Consider the following 17,978-nt stretch of genomic DNA (forward strand, 5'->3'; position numbering starts at 1 on the left):
GCGTGGTGGGAGGTCCGGCTGTCCGGCTGATCGACGAGGTCTGGCGTGGTGGGAGGTCCGGCTGTCCGGCTGATCGACGAGGTCTGGCGTGGTGGGAGGTCCGGCTGTCCGGCTGATCGACGAGGTCTGGCGTGGTGGGAGGACCGGCCGGCCTGTCGATCAACGAGCCCTGGCGCGGCGGGAGGTGAAGCCGTCCAGCAGCGGCATCAGCGACCCGTACCCCGTCGCCGACCACACGCTCCGCCCGGACGGGAGCTCGAAGTAGGGGACGATACGCCCGTTCCCGGCCCGGTCGGTGAGCACCTCCGGGGCGCGGCGGCCTCGCAGCGCGTCCGCGCAGTCCTGGCACAGCGCCACGTCGAGCCGGTCCCGGCGGCCCAGCGGACGCCAGCCGGTGCGGAGGGCGGCACGGCCGTGCAGGGGGTTGAAGAAGCACAGGGGCAGGCCCGGGGCGCCGGCGAGGGCGTCGCGGCCCTCCTGCGCCAGGGCCAGGGCGCCCGCCAGGTCCGGCACCCCCCGGGCCTCGTCGAGGACCCTGCCTGCGGCGGCGTAGGCGTCGAGGGCGTGCTGGAGACGGGGTGTCGTGGAGAGGTCGGCCGCCTGGGTCGCCTCGCCGAGGGCCAGCACCTCCGTCTCGGCCCGGCGCCGCAGCTCCGCCTCCTCGGCCGCACGGGCTGTGGCGAACACCAGCTGGGGAACGGCCGGAGCGGTCCTGCGAGAGCGGGAGCGGACGAGGGTGCGGGTCGCGAGCACGGTCAGGGCCAGGGCCGGTACGGCGGCCAGGTACCACAGCCATCCGTGCGAGTCGCCGGGCTCCGGCTCGGACACCGAAGGGCCGTCCAGGTCCTTCGTCGCTTCGGCGTACCGCTGCGTGCCCTTCCCCTCCGCCACCAGATCCACCGCCTTGGCGGTCAGGTCGGCCAGCCCCGCGTCCCGCGTCTCGTCCAGCAGACCGGCGGCGGCCACGGCGTCCCGCGTCTGGTGGGTGTCGGCGGGCCACTCGTAGCCGTTCAGGGAGTCCGGGAAGTCGCCGTCCGTCGTGATGAGGATGAGTCCACGCCGGTCCGCGAGCCGGTCGCGGACGATTCCGGCCAGGACATCGGAGTCGCCGTCGAAGGCGTCGCCCTTGGTGAGCGGCGTGAGAACGACCTTGATGGGCAGGCCGGTCCGGCGGATCCGATCCGCCAACTGCCGCTGCCGGGACGGCGGTACGGCATCGGCGTACGCCTCGTCGACGTAGACGGGCGAGGTGCGCAGGGCCTCGGTGATGCGCTGACCGGCGCTCGGGGTGTCGCCGTCCGCCGCACGCACCGGCGTGGTGGTGAGCGCCGCCAGCAGCAGGGCCGCCAGGAGCGTGATCACACGCTTGACGTCAGTGGACACCTGCGGTCTCCCTCACCTTGTCGACGAGCCGGGCGATGCCGCCGGGCAGGGCGGACAGCGGGCCGTCGGTCGCGTCGTAGTACGGCGGCCGGCCGCCGTCACCGGACGCGGAGCCGGGCAGCCTCAGCAACCTGCCCGGGATGCCGCTCGGTTGGGCGATGGCCGTGTCGCGGCAGGGCTCGCAGACGGGGAGCAGGCGCCTGCGGTTGCTCCCCGCCTCCGTCGACACGCGCACGTGGTGGCGGCTGACGGCGGGCCCGTGCAGGGGGTTGACGCCGCAGCACAGGTCGTTGGTGTCGCCCGTGAGCGCGGCCCGGCCCGCCCGGGCGAGTACGACGACGGCGGTGAGGGTCGCGGGATCCGTGTCGGGCCTGCGCGCGCGGTCCGGGTCGCCGTCCAGGAGGAGCATCGCCGCGTCGAGGCGGTCCCAGGCGCGCGGATGCCCGTCCGCGGTGGTGAACTCCCGTGTGAGGGCGCTGAGCTCCGCGTGTGCGGTGCGCCGGAGGTAGGACGCCGAGGGCTCGGTCGGGGAGGTGACGGGCAGGAGGCCGGCCGGCTCGGGCTCGGGGGAGCGCCACCGCCGCAGGCCGGTCACGATCCACGTCACCCCGGCCACGAGACCGGACAGCAGGAGCGCCAGGAGGGCGCCCACGAACAGGCCGGGCCAGAAGTCGGTGGCGAACAGGGGCGGGAGGGCCTTCTCGCCGGCGGCGCTCGGGGCGGCGGCCGGCGCGGGTTCCGATCCGGGCCGGTCCGTGCGCCGGGACTTGTCGAGGAAGGTCATCAGCTGGTCGAGGCGCTCGCCGAGGAGGTGGTCGTCGGCCTCGTCGGCCCTGCTGTCGCCGATGCTGACGGAGTCCGGCAGATCGAAGGACAGGCGGTCGGTGTCCCGGCGCAGACCGTGGTTGTAGAAGTCGATCGTGCCGTCGTCGGGATCGGCGATCACGTACAGCCCGTCCTGGCGCACCTTCGCGTGCACCGCCGCGGCGAACAGCATCGAGTCACCGGCCGACTCGCTCTCCGGGGTCTGCGGCACGAGCGCGACATACACCGGGCCGCCCCCGGCGGAGCGCCGGAAGTCCCGGATCCGGTCGTGCAGCCGGTCCAGTTGGCGGGCGTCGAGCACCCGCGGGCTCTCCGGGTCGGCGTAGACGGGGTCCTGCTTCAGGCCCGCCGCCACCCGTTCGACGCGGGCGGACAGGTCGGCGGGGGTGGGCGCGGGCGCCGCGCTCGACCTGGTCTGGTCGAAGACGGTGGGGGCGGTGAGGACGATGGCGGTGGCGGTGAGGACGGCCGCGCCGGGGGCGACCCAGCGGGGGACGCGCCGCTCGGCCCCGGAACGCCGGCGGCGGCGCCCCGCGTACCCGGCCGTCAGCAGGATCAGCAGGGGGACGCCGGTGAGCAGGATCCCCGTGAGGAACGACTGGTTCTTGCGGTCGGACGGGCCGATGTACATCTCGGCGGGTTCGTCGTCCTGGTACTTCTCACGCGCCGCCTCGGCACGGGCCGTCGCCTTCTCGCCGCCGAGGGAGACGACGTCGACGAACCGCTCGAAGCTGCGCAAGGGGCCCGCGTCGTAGGGCAGTTCGTACAGGGTGACGGTCGAGGCGGCGTCGGCCGGGGCGCCCACCCCATAGGCCGTGGCCTCCGCGACCGCCATGTCGTCGACCAGGACGTACAGCCCGTCCCGGCCGAGCCGGTCGTGCACCGCGCCGAGCAACTGCCTGCCGTCGACACTGCTCTGGGCGGGCAGGACCAGGACGTAGGTCGGGACGCCGGCCTTCTTGGCGAGCCGCTCGAAGTCGGGGGCCGTGGACCGGGGGATCTCGCGCGGGAGCTGGTCGGTGACGTAGACCGGGTTCTCGCGGAGGCGGTCGGCCAGGTAGGCGGCCTGGGTGGCGGGGGCGCTGTCCGCCGCTCGGGCCGGCGTGGCGGTTGCGAAGAGGGCCGTCAGTGAGCAGAGGGCGAGGAGAAGCAGAGGGAGGACGCGGGTCCGGTGGGGGCTCGATGCCCCCAATACCTCTGCCTTTACCGCGCGTTCCTCGCTCGCCGTGACTGCTCTCACCGGTGTGCCCCCCGACGGTCCGATCGCTTTCCGGGCGGCACTCTACTCGGGGCTTCGCGAGTGCTACAGATCACCGGTTGCGCATCGGGCACCCCGCGGTTCAGCCCAGCTTCTTGTTCTGGGCCTTCACCACCGCCGGCGGGAGCTTCGCGTCGCCCGGCCGGTCCTGGACCATGGCCATGCCGTCCACGGAGACGTAGACGGCGACGACATCGCCCTTGCGGACGGCCTGGGCGTGCAGGGTGTGGGTGAGGCCCTGGAACGGCATCGTGGCGCGGAAGGCGAGTGACTCGTCACCGGCCTTCGCCACCGGCTCCTCGGCGGTGACCGAGTCGTACGTCGTCGTGCCGTTCGCCTTCGCCGTGAAGCCGCCGCCGCACACGTCGACGCCCTCGGCCAGCCCGGCGAACGCGGATGCGGCCTTGCCGGGTGCGTACGTCGTGAGCGTGATGTACGTGAACTTGCTGTTCTGCGGGACGTAGTGGGTCAGGTCGCCCTGCGGCTCGCCGAGGGGCAGTTGGTTCAGCGCGTAGGCCGGCGGGGCACAGGCCGGCTTGTCGACCGTGACGTCGTCCGGGGACTTGGCGAAGACGTACTTGTCGTCCCCCTTGTCCCTGGAGGTGGCCTTCACGTCCAGCCCCGGCACGTCCGCCTTCGTGATCATGAGCTTCGCGAGCCGCTCGGCCGGGGTCGCCTGCTTCGCCCGGGTCGCGGTGGGCCGGGGCTCCCCGGTCGCCGAGTCCGGGTCGGCGCTGCCGCCGCACGCGGTGAGGGACAGCAGGGACAGGGTGGAGACGGCGAGCGCGGCTCGCTTCATGGGGGCACTCCTCGTGGGGGGACAAAACGAAGATCATGGCACGGCGATTCCCGCTGTCACGTGACTGAATGGTGTGGGCCTCGTGGCCGATGCGTGACGAAGACCTCGGTCGCCGGACTCCCGTCCACCCGTGCCGGATTCGCTCCCGCACAGCCAAAGGCCTGTCCACGTGCCGCTGGCAACGGGTGTGTCCAGCCCGGAAGTTGCAGATGGATAACGGTGCGCGGGGTGAGGTGCGTGACGCCGGACGCGCCTTGAGGGGCTTATGTGCGGCTGATACGGTGCGATGGCTTGACACTCACCCCCAGCGCTGGCTATTCGCCCAGGTCGGGCGGGTGCGTCCGGCCCGTCCTGTGTCTCTTCGTACGGGAAGGCTCGGGTGAAGTGTCCATATTTGAAGGCAAATTGACAGACATAATCTTGGGTGTACGGGGAGCGGTTGCGTGAAGATCCAAGAGCGTACGGGGGCGGGCGCCGGTCGTTCCGCCGCTCCGGCTCAGCCGTCGGTCGGTGACCGGCTTCCCACACCACCTCGCGAGCGCAAACCGGCACTGGCGGCGCTCGCCGTGCTGCTCATCCTGGTGGGTGCGCTGGGGGCGACGATGCTCGTGCTCCAGGCCGGTGACCGGATCGAGGTCGTCAAGGTGACGGACGAGATCCAGGCCGGGGAGTCCGTCGGTGACAACGTGACCTCGGTGATGGTCGCGGCCGACGACAACATCAACTACATCAAGTGGTCGCAGCTGGCCACGCTGAAGACCCTCAAGGCCAAGTCCACGATCTACAAGGACACGGTCGTGATGGGCCAGATGTTCGCCAAGAAGGCCAGTCTCCCCGCCGGCAAGGCCGCAGTCGGCCTCGCCCTCAAGGAGGGCCAGTACCCGTCGGACATCAAGGCCGGTGACGTCGTCTCCGCCTACCGCGTCGGCACCACCGGCTCCAGCTCGAACAACTCCGACGACAGCACCGGCTCGAGCAGCACTTCGTCCTCCGGCGGCGGCATCGTCGACAACGCCCGCGTGAACACCGTCGAGGACGACAGCGACGCCACCGTGAGCACGGGCAACCTCTCGCTCACCCTCCTCGTCGACCAGGCCGACGCGGCCGCGCTCGCCTCCGCGGCGGCCGCGAACGAGGTCGCCATCGTGCACGTCCCCGGCAACTAGAAGGCGGCACCCGACCCATGGCGCTCATCGCTCTCGCCGCCGACAAGGGTTCCCCCGGCGTCACCACCGCGGCCGTCGCCCTCGCGGCGGTCTGGCCGCGGCGCGTCCTGCTCGCCGAGACGGACCCGGCGGGCGGTGACCTCGTCTACCGCAGTGCCGCCGCGCACGGCGGACCGCTCAACCCCAACACCGGCATGCTGTCCATCGCCGCCACCGCGCGCCGCGGACTCGTACCGGACCAGCTCTGGGACCATGTCCAGCCGCTCAGCGGGGGACTTGAGGTGCTCGTCGGGCTCGGCATCGCCGAGCAGGCCGCCGGGCTCGCGGGGCTGTGGCCCACCCTCGGGCACGCCTTCGCCTCCCTCGCCGACTCCCCGAACGCCGCCGCCGACGTCATCGCCGACTGCGGACGCATCAGCGGGGACACCCCCGCCGTCGAGCTGTTCCCGCACGCCTCCCTCGTGCTGCTGCTCTCCCGCACCGAGCCGGAGGCGATCGCACGGGTGCGTGACCGTGCCGCGGCGCTCGCCGGCAAGCTGCACGGCGGACCGCGGGGTGCCGCGAGCCTCGCCAACCCGGTGATCGGCGTCGTCCTGATCGCCGACACCGGCAACGCCGGCAAGCTCGCCTCGCAGGTCAACGACATGCTCGTGCACGCCCAGACCGGCGCCCGCGTGGTCGGCACCATCGCCGACGACCCGGCCGGCGCCGACCAGCTGGCCGGCCGCAGGCGCGGCCGTCTCGACAAGTCGCTGCTGATCCGCTCGGCCCGCAAGGTCGCCGCCGACCTCTACCAGCAGTACGGCGCCGCCTGGGCCGCCTCCGCCCAGGCGAACCAGGCCCACCACGTTCAGCAGGCCCACCACGTCCAGCACGACCACCCGGGCCAGATGCAGGGCCACGCGGGGGCCGGCACATGACCGCTGTCGACCACCAGTTGGTCAAGCGGTTCCGCCAGGACGCCGGCGACCGCATCGCCGAACAGCGCCGACAGGACCAGATCAACAACGTCACTCCGATGTCCACGGAGGACGAACGGCAGTACGCCCGCGCCGTCATAGCCCAGATCCTGGAGGAGTACGCCCGCGCCGAGATCAACGCGGGCCGTACGCCGCTGGACGCCGAGACCGAGGAGCAGTACGCGGCCGCCGTGCACGCGGCGCTGTTCGGCGTCGGCCGGCTCCAGCCGCTGCTGGACAACCCCGAGGTCGAGAACATCGACATCAACGGCTGCGACCAGGTGTTCGTCGGCTACGCCGACGGGCGCGAGGTCAAGGGCGACCCCGTCGCCGAGACCGACGAGGAGCTCATCGAGCTCATCCAGGTCCTCGGCGCCTACTCGGGTCTGTCCTCGCGTCCCTTCGACTCCGCCAACCCGCAGCTCGACCTGCGGTTGCCCGACGGTTCGCGACTGTCGGCCGTCATGGACGTGGCGAGGCGCCCCGCGTTGTCCATCCGCCGCGCGCGCATGGGCAAGGTCTTCATCTCGGACCTCGTCGGCAACGGCACGCTGACCCCCGAGGTCGCCCACTTCCTGGCCTGCGCGGTCCGCGCCCGCAAGAACATCATGATCGCCGGCGCCACCAACGCCGGTAAGACGACGCTGCTGCGCGCCCTCGCCAACGAGATCCCGCCGCACGAGCGCCTCATCACCGTCGAGCGCGCCCTGGAGCTCGGGCTCGACACCTTCCCCGACCTGCACCCCAACGTCGTCGCCTTCGAGGAGCGCCTGCCCAACTCCGAGGGCCAAGGCGCCATCTCCATGGCGGAACTGGTACGCCGCTCGCTGCGTATGAACCCCTCCCGCGTCATCGTCGGTGAGGTCCTCGGCGACGAGATCGTCACCATGCTCAACGCGATGTCGCAGGGCAACGACGGCTCGCTGTCCACGATCCACGCCAACAGCTCCAGCGAGGTCTTCAACCGTATTTCCACCTACGCGTTGCAGGCCTCCGAGCGGCTGCCCATCGAGGCCAGCCAGATGCTGATCGCCGGCGCGGTGAACTTCGTCGTCTTCATCCAGCGGCGCAACAACTTCGGCAACGGCGGCCGCCTCCAGCGCATGGTCACCTCCGTCCGCGAGGTCAACGGCGTCGACGGGCGCGTCCTGTCCAGCGAGGTGTTCGCGGAGGCCCCCGACGGCCGGGTCGTGCCGCACGCCCCCCTAGCCTGCCTGGAGGAACTGATGGCACACGGCTACCGGCCGTCCGGGACCTGGGGGTGAGCCGGGGATGAACACCACTCTCGCAGCAATCGGCTCCCTCGGTTCCATGGGCGGCCTGTTCTCCACCACCGTCCTGTACTCGATCGGAAGCGGCGTCGCCGTCGGCGGCGGCCTCGCCCTCCTCCTCGTCGCCGTACGCGGACTGCCCGTCAAGCCCGACCACGAGAAGCAGAAGGCCGCTCAGCGGGCGAGCGAACTCATCCGCTTCGCCGGCCAGCGCGGCTCGCTCGCCGCCATCGTCGGCCTGGTCGTCCTCGTCCTCACCCGCTGGGCCGTCGCGGGCATCGCGGCCGGCGTCCTCGTCTTCTTCTGGGACCGCCTGTTCGGCGGCGCCGGTGAGGAGCGGGCCGCCATGCGCCGCGTGGAGGCCCTGGCCTCCTGGACCGAGTCCCTGCGCGACACCATCGCCGGCGCGGTGGGCCTGGAACAGGCCATCCCGGCCTCCGCCCGCGCCGCCGCCCCGGTCCTGCGCCCTCACCTCGACGCCCTCGTCGACCGCCTGCGCGCCCGCACCCCGCTGCCGGAGGCGCTCCAGCACCTCGCCGACGAGATCGACGACGCCTCCGCCGACATCATCGTCGCGGCCCTGATCCTCAACGCCCGTCTGCGCGGACCCGGTCTGCGCCAGGTGCTGGGCGCGCTGGCCAAGTCGGCCCGCGAGGAAGTGGACATGCGCCAGCGGGTCATGGCCCAGCGCGCGTCGACCCGCCGCTCGGTGCAGATCGTCGTGGCGGTCTCCATCGCCTTCGTCCTCGGCCTGTCGATCTTCAACCGTGACTTCGTCGAGCCGTACGGCACCGCCGTCGGCCAGCTCGTCCTGGCCTGTGTCTGCGGCCTGTTCGCGCTCGGCTTCTGGTGGCTGCGCAAGCTGTCCACCATCGAGACGCCCGAACGCTTCCTGGTCCGCGACGAGGCAGCCGTCCAGTTCGTGCGTCCCAGGACGCCGTCGCAGCAGCAGCCCCAGCAGCAGCTGCCGCAGGAAGAGGGGGCACGCCGGTGAACCTCACGATGCCGCTCGTCGTCGGCGCCGTCATCGGCCTCGGCGTCTACGCTCTCGTACGCGCCCTCATGCCCAGCAAGCGCAGCCCGATCTCGCAGGTCGCGCGGATCGACGCGATGCGGGCCCGAGGCTCGGCCTACGAGTCGGCGCGCACCACACGGGACAAGGGCCGCTTCGGCTCGCTGCGGGCCGAAGTCGGCCTGCGCGTCTCCGAGTTCTACCTCCAGCAGGGCTGGGAGCAGCGCTCGCTGCGCGCCGACCTGGCGGTCCTGGACCGCAGCTGGGAGAAGTTCCTGGCGACGAAGGTGCTGCTGGGTGTGGCCGGCCTGTTCTTCGGCCCGTTCCTGTTCGCCATCGTCTACACGCTCGGTGTCGGCCGAAGCCCGATCATCCCGGTGTGGCTGGCGCTGCTCTTCGCGGTGATCTTCTTCTTCCTGCCCGACCTGGAGGTACGGCGGGACGCGGCCGAGAAGCGGCGCGATCTGCGGCGTGTGATCGGCGCGTACCTCGACCTGGTGTCGATGAGCCTGGCCGGCGGACGCGGTCTGCCCGAGGCCCTGATGGCGGCGGCCGAGATCTCCGACGGCTGGGCCAACCAGCGCATCCGCAACGCCCTCTCCGACGCCCGCATCACCGGCCTCAGCCAATGGCAGGCGCTCGGCCAGCTCGGCGAGGAGATCGGCGTCGAGGAACTCAAGGACCTCTCCGCGTCCTTGGCCCTGGTCGCGGACGACGGTGCGAAGGTGCGCGAGTCCCTCGCGTCCCGGGCCGAGACCATGCGGCACCGGGAGCTCGCGGAGATCGAGGGCAGCGCGGGCGAGAAGTCCCAGTCGATGCTCGTGGCGCAGCTGCTGCTGTGCGCCGGGTTCCTGGTGTTCCTGATCTTTCCGGCAGCGATGCGGGTGTTCCAGGTGCAGTGAGCCGTGCAGTGAGCGGTGCAGTGCGCCGTGCAGTGAGCCGACCTTCACAACTCCAGAACTTCCCGGACTGATTCGACCGGACTGATTTCGAAAGGACAAGTCGTCATGATCGGACGCAACTTCCACACGGGCATCCCGGCGGTGGACTTCCTGGTCACCTTCCTCCAGGCCCGTACCGAGCGCGCCCGCTCCGGCGAGCTGGACCGCGGTGCCTCAGCGGTCGAGTGGGTCATCATCTCGGCGGTCGTCGTGGCGATCGTCGGTGTCGTGGCCGCCATCATCAACGCCGCGCTGAGCGAGGGCGCCAACAAGGTCGGCGACTGCATCAAGGGCGCGGACGCGGGCAAGACCTGCTGATCCGTCAAAGGGACGGTCGCAGGGGCCCTGCTGATCCGTCACAGAGGCGGTCGCAGGGGCAGTCACAGGGACAGTCGTACGGACAACGGGATTCACGGGGATGCCGGCAGACGTGAGCAGACGGATACGCCGCAGGGTGCGGGCCGCGCGGAGAGCGGCGGCCGCCCGCGGTGACTCCGGCATGACAGCTATCGAGTTCGTGCTGCTCACTCCCGTACTGTTCTTCATGATCTTCGCGACCGTGCAGTTCGCCCTGTACTTCTTCGCGGACCACGTCGCCCAGGCCGCGGCTCAGGCGGGAGCGCGCAAGGCGCGTGCCACGGCCGACGAACAGCCGGGCGCGTGGCGGGGTGAGGCCCAGGACGTGGTGGACAGCTACATCCAGCAGCTGGGCCCGCAACTGGTGCTTGGGCCGGACGTGAAGATGCTCCAGCCGGACCAGAACACGGTCGGTGTGGAGATCGCGGCGCGGGTGCCGACGGTGTTCCCGGGCCTGGACCTGACGGTGCACGCGCAGTCGGCCGGCCCGGTGGAGCGGTTCGTGCAGGAGGAGAACTGATGACTCTCTCTCCTCCGGCTTGCCGGAAGGACAACCGGCCTTCCTGGAAGGACAACTGGCCTTCCTGGAAGGACAACCAGCCTTCCTGGATGGACAACCGACGGGCGGACGACCGGGGCCTGTCCACGATCGAGGTCGTGATCCTCGCCCCGGTGATGATCCTGTTCATCCTCGTCCTGGTGGCCTTCGGCCAGCTCGTCGACGGCCGCGGGGCGCTCGACGGAGCGGCCCGGGACGCGGCCCGCGCGGGCTCGATCCAGAAGGACCACGCCACCGCCATGGCCGAGGCCAAGAAGGCCGCCGAGGCGAACCTGGGGGACGTCTGCTCCGGCCCCGTGTCGGTCGTCCAGACGAGCCAGGGCTTCGAGCCCGACACCATCTTCACGGTCGAGGTGAGCTGCCAGGTGCGGGGCCTCGCCACGCTCGGCCTCGACGTCCCGACGACGCTGTCGTCGAGCTTCAGCTCCCCGCTCGACCCGTTCAGGAGGTCGGCGTGAGACACCTCCTGCCCTACGGGCGGTCGTGGTGGGCGTCCCGTCGCGCACACCTGGACGACCGGGGCTCCGGCGCCGGCGCGGTCATCATCTTCGCGCTGGTCTTCCTCTCCCTCTCCGCGTTCGTGATCGACGGCGGCCTGTCCATCTCCAAGCGGGAACGGGCGGCCGACATCGCGGAACAGGCGGCCCGCTACGCCGCGCAGGACATCGACCGCGAAGCCCTCTACGACAACGAGGGCGGCCCCGCCCCGATCAACTACGAGAACTGCAACGCCCGCGTGAAGACCTTCGCCCGCGAGATGGACATGACGGGCGCGGACATCGCGGCGACCCACTGCGTGGCGGCGGACGCCCAGCAGGTGCAGGTCGAGGTGCAGCTCACCTACTCCCCGGTCTTCACGGGGATGTTCTACGGCGGCGACGTGGTGGTCCACGGGCAGGCGGTGGCGGAGAACGAGGTCGGGTGATGCCCGCCGCCCGCCGCCCGTCGGTAAATCGGTGACCCGGTGACCCGGTGATCCGGAACATTCGAGGGATCTGCACACGGTTCACCGCGAGGTCGTGAGAAAGCGCGGCGGGTGCCGAACATCCGGCACTCACCCCGCCGCGCATTGCACTCGGGTACCGCACCGTGGCAGAACCTGTGAAGACGACGGGTGTTGAGGTGACCGAATGGCCACACCCGTGAATTCGCCCGTCGAAATCCGTCGCACGCCGTCGACCGCTGACTGGCCGCCCCTTCTTCCGACGTGCTTTGATCGGTCGCGCTCCAGCACTTCGAATAAATGAAACGAAGGGAACCGCCTTCCATGGCCTTCACCCCGCAGATCGACACCGCCCACATGTCCGACGCCGAGCTGGACACCATCGCCGGCGGCCAGGCGGGCGGCACCGCGGGTGCCGGCGCCGCGGCCGGTCTCTACGTCGAGACGTCGGCCGCCGGTGTCACCACCGGTGTCGGCGGCGGCGTGGGCCTCGCCGTCTCGCCCGAGGGCATCGCGGCGGACCTGCACCTCAACGCCGCGGTCGCTTCCTGACCCCAGGCGCACGAAAGGCCCCGGATCTCCGTATCCGGGGCATTTCCACGTCTCAGGGGGTCGCGGCCTTACTTACCCCCGCCCCCGCCCCCTTTACCGCCTTTCCCGCCCCGCTTGTCCTCCGTCTTCATGGCATCGTTGACCTTCTTGGCGAGCTCGTCATCAAGCTTCTTGAACTCACGGACGACGGCATCGGACATACTCGCCAGCGCATCGAGCTGCTGCGTGATGTCCTCGCGCCCGTCCTCCCAGTTGGACTCGAAATCCCCGAGCGCGTCATTGACACTGCCGTCGCCGATGTCATCCTGGTAGGACTCGAAGAGCTTCTTGGTGTGATTCAGCCGGGTCTTGATGGAGCGAAGCCGGCGCCCGTAGCTCTCCAACTCGGTCAGCGGGAGCGCGAGGTCGCTCTTGCCCTTGCCCATATGGAGTCCCCCAGCAGGTTCAGACGGTGCAATGAAACGTAACGTACTCCGTACTCGTCACACCGTCGAAGGTGTCATGGCGTCGTCTTCGGCGCCTACCAGCCCATGTCCTTGGCCACCTCTTCCTGGGCCGCGGCGATCTCTTGCTCGGACTTCGATGACGATGATCAAGCTTCACTGCCACAGGACGTCGGACAGGCGTCCCGGTAGCGGTCCCGGATCTCGGGGAGTTGCTGGAAGCCAGCTGACTTGTACGTAGCGACGGCGCCGGCATTGGAGCTCGGGGTGCAGACTATCGCGCTGGACGCCCCCAGCTCCTGGAGCGTGGCCGCCGCGGCGACGCTGATGGCCTTGCCGTAGCCGTGACCGCGATGCTTCCGGTGCACGCCCATCGGTTCGAGCAACCCGGGCTTACCCGGACCGGCGGACCACACCGTCACCGCCGCCACCGCGTTGCCCTGGCCGTCGTACGCGACCAGACACCGTGCGTCGGCGTACGGCAGTCCGGCCGCCATCGCGTGCCAGCGCTCGCTGGTGAGCCTCGACCCGTCCCACGCTGCCCGATGGACGGCCACAAACTCGTGCGCCTGCTTCGGCCCGACCGCCACGATCCGCACGCCTGGGTCCTGCACCGGCTCCGTGAGGTCACGGCGTAGAGGCGTCCAGGGCTCGTCGGTGTTCCAGCCGTCCTCGGACAGCAGATCCTGGAGCAGCGCACCCATCGGCGCCTCGATGTTCACGTTCCCCTCGGGCAGTACGCCGCGCTCCGGTTCGGTCACGTCTCGAACCAACTGCCGCGCCAGTTCCTCGTCCTGCTGAGCGTCCGGCGCGATCGTCAGCCGCAACAGCCCTGGACCGTCCAGCAGTCCCACGGCGAGGATCCGTCCGTCCCGGCTCCACGTCCGCACCGCGGCGGCGGTCGCTTCCGCACCGGACCGCCAGAACCAGCCCAGGTCCCCCGGATGCAGTTGCGTCGGCGCCCCCTCGTACTGCCAGTCGCGCAGCACGCCCACGGCCTCGCTCAGACCGTCAACTCCCGGCTTGCCCAACACAATCGCCATGCCCTGATCACACAGCACCGCAGAGACAGTCCGCATCCGGGTTTCGGCCGGCGGGTGGTCACCTGGAGCATGCCCCTCGCTCGGAGTGCACCGACGCGTTCTGCCACACGCCCTGCTCGTTCTTCGCCAGGGAGACCGAGTAGAGGACGTAGGGGTCCGTGCCTGCCGGGTTCCCCTCGACCTTGCCGGTCTTGCGGCTCCTGGTCTTCGCCGCGCTCTCGTCCGTGCAGTAACTGAGCGATGCGCCCTTGCCGTTCTTCGCCAGGTCGACCTTGGGGTTGAACGCGGGCAGTTTGCCGATGACGGTGACGTTCTTGTCCGTGTAGGACTTGATCCACTCCTTGGTCAGCCCGCGCACCCCTTCTGTGTCGTAGAAGGCGACGGCCTCGCTGTCGGGGGCGTTCTCGATGATCGCCGCGTACCCGGCCCGGATTTCCTCCCTGCCGTCGCTGAGCACGGCCTGCTCGACGGGGTCGCTGCTCGTCCAGTTCTCGAAGGTCAGCTGGAAGCTGCTGGGAAGTTTGATCACGGGGCGCTTGACCTCGGGTGCCGCAGACGACAACGAAGCGCGGGCCGACGGGCTGCTCGACCCGCTGCCCGCTCCCTTGATGTCGTGCGATGGCGAATCGCCACCACCGCATGCGGTGAGAAGCAGCGCCGCCGTCACGGTCAGCATGGCGGCGGTGGTGGTCAGAGCGCGGCGTGCCACGGTTCGTCTTCCCCAGTGTTCGATCGTTTCGGATGCGTGCGGTGCGGCGGCGCGTCAGCGGTTGATGGACTGGATCTCCTGGACGTTCATGTCCTGGGTGGTCTCGAAGGTGCCGTCGGGGAGGTCGCCGCCGGTGCCGTCGGAGCCTTCCCAGGTGATCTGCCAGGTGACGCTGGCGGAGAGTTGGTAGGGGGTGCCGTTGGTGGCGCGGAGGTAGCGGATGCCGCAGGGTGGTGTCTTGTCGGCGTCGCCCTTGGTGTAGGGCGTGCCGATGGATCCGTCGTCGTTGATCTCGCAGTCGCCGGAGGCGGGGAAGGTCTCGGCATCGTCCGTGCCCGGTTCCAGGTGGAGGGCGACCGGCTTGGCCGTCGTCTCGGCCCACAGGCCCGTGTTGGGAAGCTCGGCGCGGACCTTGACGTCCTTGAAGGTGCCCTTGTCCAGCCAGACCCAGGTCGGCAGGTTCACCGTGGACTTGGTCTCCGGCTTCAGGCCGATCTCCGTGTCCGGCACCTTGACCTTGTCGTAGGCGTACTCGGCGAGCGTCTTCGGAGTGGGCGTGTTCGGGTCGTCCGGGACCTTTCCGGCGTCCACCCAGAACATGATGCGGCCGCAGTCCCAGGACTCCGAGTCGTTGGGGTCGGGGGCTACACCTCGCCAGAAATAGCCGTCCTTGCCGAGGTTGTAGTTCTTGTAGCCCTCGGCGGTGCTGTTCGTCGGCGCGTGCATGTCGAAGTTGTCCGCCGGCTTGCCGTCTCGGTAGTGGTCGGTCCAGAGCCCTTTGCCCCACCAGGACTCGTGGATTCCGACGTCACCGCCGCTGTCCGTGTCCACGAAGTGCTTCAACTGCTCAGGAGTGAAGGCGGGTTCGTACCAACAGGCGGGCGGCTTCCAGTTGGGATCGACCGTGCCGAGGTTGCCCTCCTTGCCATCGCCGCCTCCATCGCTCGGATACGTGAGCTGGATGTTGGAGACGGAAGCCGACAGGCCGCCTTTGCCGTCGGCTCCGCCTTGCGCGCCGGGGGGCGTCGCCTGGCCGGAGACCGGTTTGTCGGCGTAAGCCGGGCCGGCGGTGCAGACGAGGGATCCCGCGACCAGGGCCACGATCAGCTGCGTTCGCCTGGTGCCGGTCAGCCTCGGCATTCCTCCGCCTTCCCCTCGACGGTGACCTGCTGGGCGCGCCACACCGGATTGCCCTTCACGGACGCCATGAGGATGGTGAACTTCTGGAAGCTGGCCAGACTTTCCTTCGTGCGGTGGACCTTCTCGGTCTTGACTTCCTTTCCGTAGACCTTGGACTGGTCCTCACAGAAGGTGACGCTGACCGTCTTGACCTTCTCCGACGCGTCGCCCGGGCTGGTTTCGGCCTGGTAGTACCGGTCCTTGCCCGTGAGCGTCCAGCCGCCGTCCACGTACTCCTTGATCTGCGAGTGCGCGTACTGGGCAGCCTGGCCCGACGAGTAGAACTGGAAGGCAGGGTCTCCCGGATCTTGCTTCGTGATGCCGTGGTTCAGCGCTCGGATGTAGTTGGCGGCGTCATCGAGGGCTGCAGCACTGTCCTGATCCGACGGCTTCTCGAAGTCGAAGACCACGTCGAGGTCCTTCGGAAGACTCACGTCAGGCCGGTCGACGTCCGTCGACGCCGAGCCGGAGGCGGAAGCGGAAGGACTGCTCGCTCCCTTGTCGGCTCCCTTGATGTCCGACGAGTCGTCTCCACCCCCGCCGCATGCGGTGAGCAGCAGTGCCGCCGTCACGGTCAGTGTGGCGGCTGTCGTTTTCAGAGCGCGGCGGGCCACTGGCCTTCTCCCCCGGGGTTCGATCGTCGTTCGATGTGTGCGGCAGAGAACGAAGCTATCAGGGGCGGGTAATGGGCCCTTGAGAAGTAGTGGTGGATTGTGTGGGGGAGGTGAGGAGTGTGGCGTGGCGATTGCGAACGACGTGGGAGCGCGTCAGCGGTTGATCGACTGGATCTCCTGGACGTTCATGTCCTGGGTGGTCTCGAAGGTGCCGTCGGGGAGGTCGCCACCGGAGCCGTCGGAGCCTTCCCAGGTGATCTGCCAGGTGACGCTGGCGGAGAGTTGGTAGGGGGTGCCGTTGGTGGCGCGGAGGTAGCGGATGCCGCAGGGTGGTGTCTTGTCGGCGTCGCCCTTGGTGTAGGGCGTGCCGATGGATCCGTCGTCGTTGATCTCGCAGTCGCCGGAGGCGGGGAAGGTCTCGGCATCGTCCGTGCCCGGTTCCAGGTGGAGGGCGACCGGCTTGGCCGTCGTCTCGGCCCACAGGCCCGTGTTGGGAAGCTCGGCGCGGACCTTGACGTCCTTGAAGGTGCCCTTGTCCAGCCAGACCCAGGTCGGCAGGTTCACCGTGGACTTGGTCTCCGGCTTCAGGCCGATCTCCGTGTCCGGCACCTTGACCTTGTCGTAGGCGTACTCGGCGAGCGTCTTCGGAGTGGGGGCGTTCAGTACGTCGGGGATCTCGCCGGCGTCCTGCCAGAACATCACGCGTTCACAGCCGTACGAGTTCGGGTCGTCGGGATTGCGGGCCACGCCGCGCCAGAAGTAGCCGTCCTTGCTGAGGTTGTAGTTCTTGTAGCCCTCGCGGGGGATCAGGGACTGTTCCTTGTCGTTGTAGTTGTAGGCGTCCTTACCGTCCCGGTAGTGATCCGTCCACAGCTTCTGGCCGCCCCAGGACGCGTGGGGGCTGACATACCCGAGGGCGAGACCCGTCTCCGAGAACTTCTTGAGCTGCTCCGGCGTGTAGACGGGCTCGTACCAGCAGGGCGGGGGCTCCCAGTTCACGTCCGTCGAAGAGAGGTTGCCGCTGTTGCCGCCGGTGGGGCCACTCTCCTGGGTGACCTTGATCCGGGACTGCGTGACGGAAGCTGACAGCTCTCCGTTGTTCGCGTTGCCCGAAGGACTGGAGGAAGCCGGGGGTGCGGTCGTGTTTGCCAAAGGAGCCGTCGGCATGAGCCACGCCACCCGTCCACAGCACCCCGCCGACGGCGACGGCAGCGCTCCAGCGCATCAACCGTCGTGAGATCACCGCCGGCACTCCTTCGCCTCGCCGATGACCTCGATGTTCCAGGTCTTCAAGACCTTGGAGGAGCCGGAGGACGGGTGGACCATGCGCAGCCTGAATTTCTGGTAGCTGCTCAGGCTCTCCTTGGTGTAGAGGATCTTCTCCGTCTTGATTTCCTTGCTGAAGAACTTGGCTTGGTTCCTGCAGAACGAGACGAGGATGCCCTGGCCGTCGTTCAGCGTGGTGACGTCTTCGTCGTAGTACTTGTCCGTCCCGGTGACGGTCAGCCCTCGCTTCGTCCAGCCCTCGATCTGCGACTTGGCGTACTGCGCGGCCTGTCCACCGGGAATGGAATAGAACTGGTAGGCCGGGTCGTTCGGGTCCTGCTTGGCGATGCCATGGTCCAGCGCCCGGATGTAGTTCTGTGCGCCGGTGAGCGCGGCTGCGTGCTTCGCGTCGGACGGCTTGTCGAAGTCGAAGACCAGGTGAAGATCCGTCGGCACGCCGATGTCGGGACCGGCACCCCCTTCAGGCGCAGACGCCGAAGCCGACGGACTTGTTGCCCCTGTCTCCGCCCCCTTGATGTCCTCCGGCGATTTGTCGTCACCTCCGCCACAGGCTGTGAGGAGCAGAGCAGCCGCCGTGGTGAGTGCGGCGGCGGTGGTGGTCAGAGCGCGGCGGGTCACGGGCGTTCTCCCCCGGTGATCGATCGACGTCGTGCGCGTGTGCGGCAGGGAACGAAGCTA

General features: G+C 69.5%; 20 protein-coding genes. 10 read left to right on the plus strand and 10 right to left on the minus strand.

From position 1 onward, the window contains the following. Positions 1 to 159 precede the first annotated feature (159 nt). The 3 genes from AC07F0_RS09170 to AC07F0_RS09180 form a co-directional block, all read right to left on the minus strand. On the minus strand, positions 160 to 1,383 hold the full coding sequence (locus tag AC07F0_RS09170) for a PIN domain-containing protein (RefSeq protein ID WP_478976326.1): 1,224 nt from the start codon (positions 1,381 to 1,383) through the stop codon (positions 160 to 162). Beyond that, positions 1,373 to 3,400 (minus strand): hypothetical protein, encoded by a 2,028-nt coding sequence (locus tag AC07F0_RS09175; protein WP_478976329.1) that lies wholly within the window; start codon positions 3,398 to 3,400, stop codon positions 1,373 to 1,375. Before AC07F0_RS09175 ends, AC07F0_RS09170 begins: the two co-directional genes overlap by 11 nt. 148 nt (positions 3,401 to 3,548) lie before the next feature. Further along, positions 3,549 to 4,265 (minus strand): hypothetical protein, encoded by a 717-nt coding sequence (locus AC07F0_RS09180; protein WP_478976332.1) that lies wholly within the window; start codon positions 4,263 to 4,265, stop codon positions 3,549 to 3,551. A gap of 443 nt (positions 4,266 to 4,708) precedes the next feature. Here AC07F0_RS09180 and AC07F0_RS09185 point away from each other — a divergent pair, with 443 nt between their 5' ends. From AC07F0_RS09185 to AC07F0_RS09230, 10 genes are all read left to right on the plus strand, one after another. Then, a complete protein-coding gene (locus AC07F0_RS09185; protein ID WP_436731157.1) occupies positions 4,709 to 5,431 on the plus strand; it encodes a hypothetical protein in 723 nt (240 codons plus the stop codon). A gap of 17 nt (positions 5,432 to 5,448) precedes the next feature. Beyond that, positions 5,449 to 6,351: a hypothetical protein gene (locus AC07F0_RS09190; RefSeq protein ID WP_478976335.1), complete on the plus strand. Its 903-nt coding sequence runs from the start codon at positions 5,449 to 5,451 to the stop codon at positions 6,349 to 6,351. Next, positions 6,348 to 7,655 carry a TadA family conjugal transfer-associated ATPase gene (locus tag AC07F0_RS09195; protein WP_010041612.1) on the plus strand — a complete coding sequence of 436 codons (1,308 nt, stop codon included), beginning with the start codon at positions 6,348 to 6,350 and terminating at the stop codon, positions 7,653 to 7,655. Before AC07F0_RS09190 ends, AC07F0_RS09195 begins: the two co-directional genes overlap by 4 nt. Before the next feature lie 46 nt (positions 7,656 to 7,701). Beyond that, entirely contained in the window at positions 7,702 to 8,655 is a 954-nt protein-coding gene (locus AC07F0_RS09200; RefSeq protein WP_436731163.1) for a type II secretion system F family protein, read from the plus strand. Continuing rightward, positions 8,652 to 9,575 (plus strand): type II secretion system F family protein, encoded by a 924-nt coding sequence (locus AC07F0_RS09205; protein WP_478976338.1) that lies wholly within the window; start codon positions 8,652 to 8,654, stop codon positions 9,573 to 9,575. The genes AC07F0_RS09200 and AC07F0_RS09205 overlap by 4 nt, the downstream gene beginning before the upstream one ends. Before the next feature lie 105 nt (positions 9,576 to 9,680). Continuing rightward, positions 9,681 to 9,932: a hypothetical protein gene (locus AC07F0_RS09210; protein WP_020272654.1), complete on the plus strand. Its 252-nt coding sequence runs from the start codon at positions 9,681 to 9,683 to the stop codon at positions 9,930 to 9,932. A 100-nt stretch (positions 9,933 to 10,032) separates the two neighbouring features. Then, entirely contained in the window at positions 10,033 to 10,491 is a 459-nt protein-coding gene (locus tag AC07F0_RS09215; protein WP_086564000.1) for a TadE family protein, read from the plus strand. 89 nt (positions 10,492 to 10,580) lie between these two features. Continuing rightward, the gene (locus AC07F0_RS09220) at positions 10,581 to 10,988 is read left to right on the plus strand and encodes a TadE/TadG family type IV pilus assembly protein (RefSeq protein ID WP_478976341.1); all 408 of its coding nucleotides are present in this window, start codon (positions 10,581 to 10,583) and stop codon (positions 10,986 to 10,988) included. Beyond that, positions 10,985 to 11,455, plus strand: coding sequence for a TadE/TadG family type IV pilus assembly protein (locus tag AC07F0_RS09225; RefSeq protein ID WP_478976344.1), 471 nt, complete (start codon positions 10,985 to 10,987; stop codon positions 11,453 to 11,455). Before AC07F0_RS09220 ends, AC07F0_RS09225 begins: the two co-directional genes overlap by 4 nt. A 342-nt stretch (positions 11,456 to 11,797) precedes the next feature. Beyond that, the gene (locus AC07F0_RS09230) at positions 11,798 to 12,025 is read left to right on the plus strand and encodes a hypothetical protein (RefSeq protein WP_478976346.1); all 228 of its coding nucleotides are present in this window, start codon (positions 11,798 to 11,800) and stop codon (positions 12,023 to 12,025) included. Between the two features lie 68 nt (positions 12,026 to 12,093). Here AC07F0_RS09230 and AC07F0_RS09235 read toward each other — a convergent pair whose 3' ends face one another. From AC07F0_RS09235 to AC07F0_RS09265, 7 genes are all read right to left on the minus strand, one after another. Then, positions 12,094 to 12,450 (minus strand): hypothetical protein, encoded by a 357-nt coding sequence (locus AC07F0_RS09235; protein ID WP_478976349.1) that lies wholly within the window; start codon positions 12,448 to 12,450, stop codon positions 12,094 to 12,096. 167 nt (positions 12,451 to 12,617) lie between these two features. Further along, positions 12,618 to 13,511, minus strand: coding sequence for a GNAT family N-acetyltransferase (locus AC07F0_RS09240; RefSeq protein ID WP_478976352.1), 894 nt, complete (start codon positions 13,509 to 13,511; stop codon positions 12,618 to 12,620). A gap of 58 nt (positions 13,512 to 13,569) precedes the next feature. Further along, positions 13,570 to 14,220: a hypothetical protein gene (locus AC07F0_RS09245; RefSeq protein WP_478976355.1), complete on the minus strand. Its 651-nt coding sequence runs from the start codon at positions 14,218 to 14,220 to the stop codon at positions 13,570 to 13,572. A gap of 54 nt (positions 14,221 to 14,274) precedes the next feature. After that, the gene (locus AC07F0_RS09250) at positions 14,275 to 15,360 is read right to left on the minus strand and encodes a hypothetical protein (RefSeq protein ID WP_478976358.1); all 1,086 of its coding nucleotides are present in this window, start codon (positions 15,358 to 15,360) and stop codon (positions 14,275 to 14,277) included. After that, entirely contained in the window at positions 15,348 to 16,013 is a 666-nt protein-coding gene (locus AC07F0_RS09255; RefSeq protein WP_478976361.1) for a hypothetical protein, read from the minus strand. Before AC07F0_RS09255 ends, AC07F0_RS09250 begins: the two co-directional genes overlap by 13 nt. 153 nt (positions 16,014 to 16,166) lie before the next feature. Then, positions 16,167 to 17,180 (minus strand): hypothetical protein, encoded by a 1,014-nt coding sequence (locus AC07F0_RS09260; RefSeq protein WP_478976364.1) that lies wholly within the window; start codon positions 17,178 to 17,180, stop codon positions 16,167 to 16,169. Between the two features lie 72 nt (positions 17,181 to 17,252). Further along, positions 17,253 to 17,735, minus strand: coding sequence for a hypothetical protein (locus AC07F0_RS09265; protein WP_478976367.1), 483 nt, complete (start codon positions 17,733 to 17,735; stop codon positions 17,253 to 17,255). Between the last annotated feature and the right edge of the window lie 243 nt (positions 17,736 to 17,978).

The sequence above is a fragment of the Streptomyces sp. NPDC045955 genome (assembly GCF_056430805.1).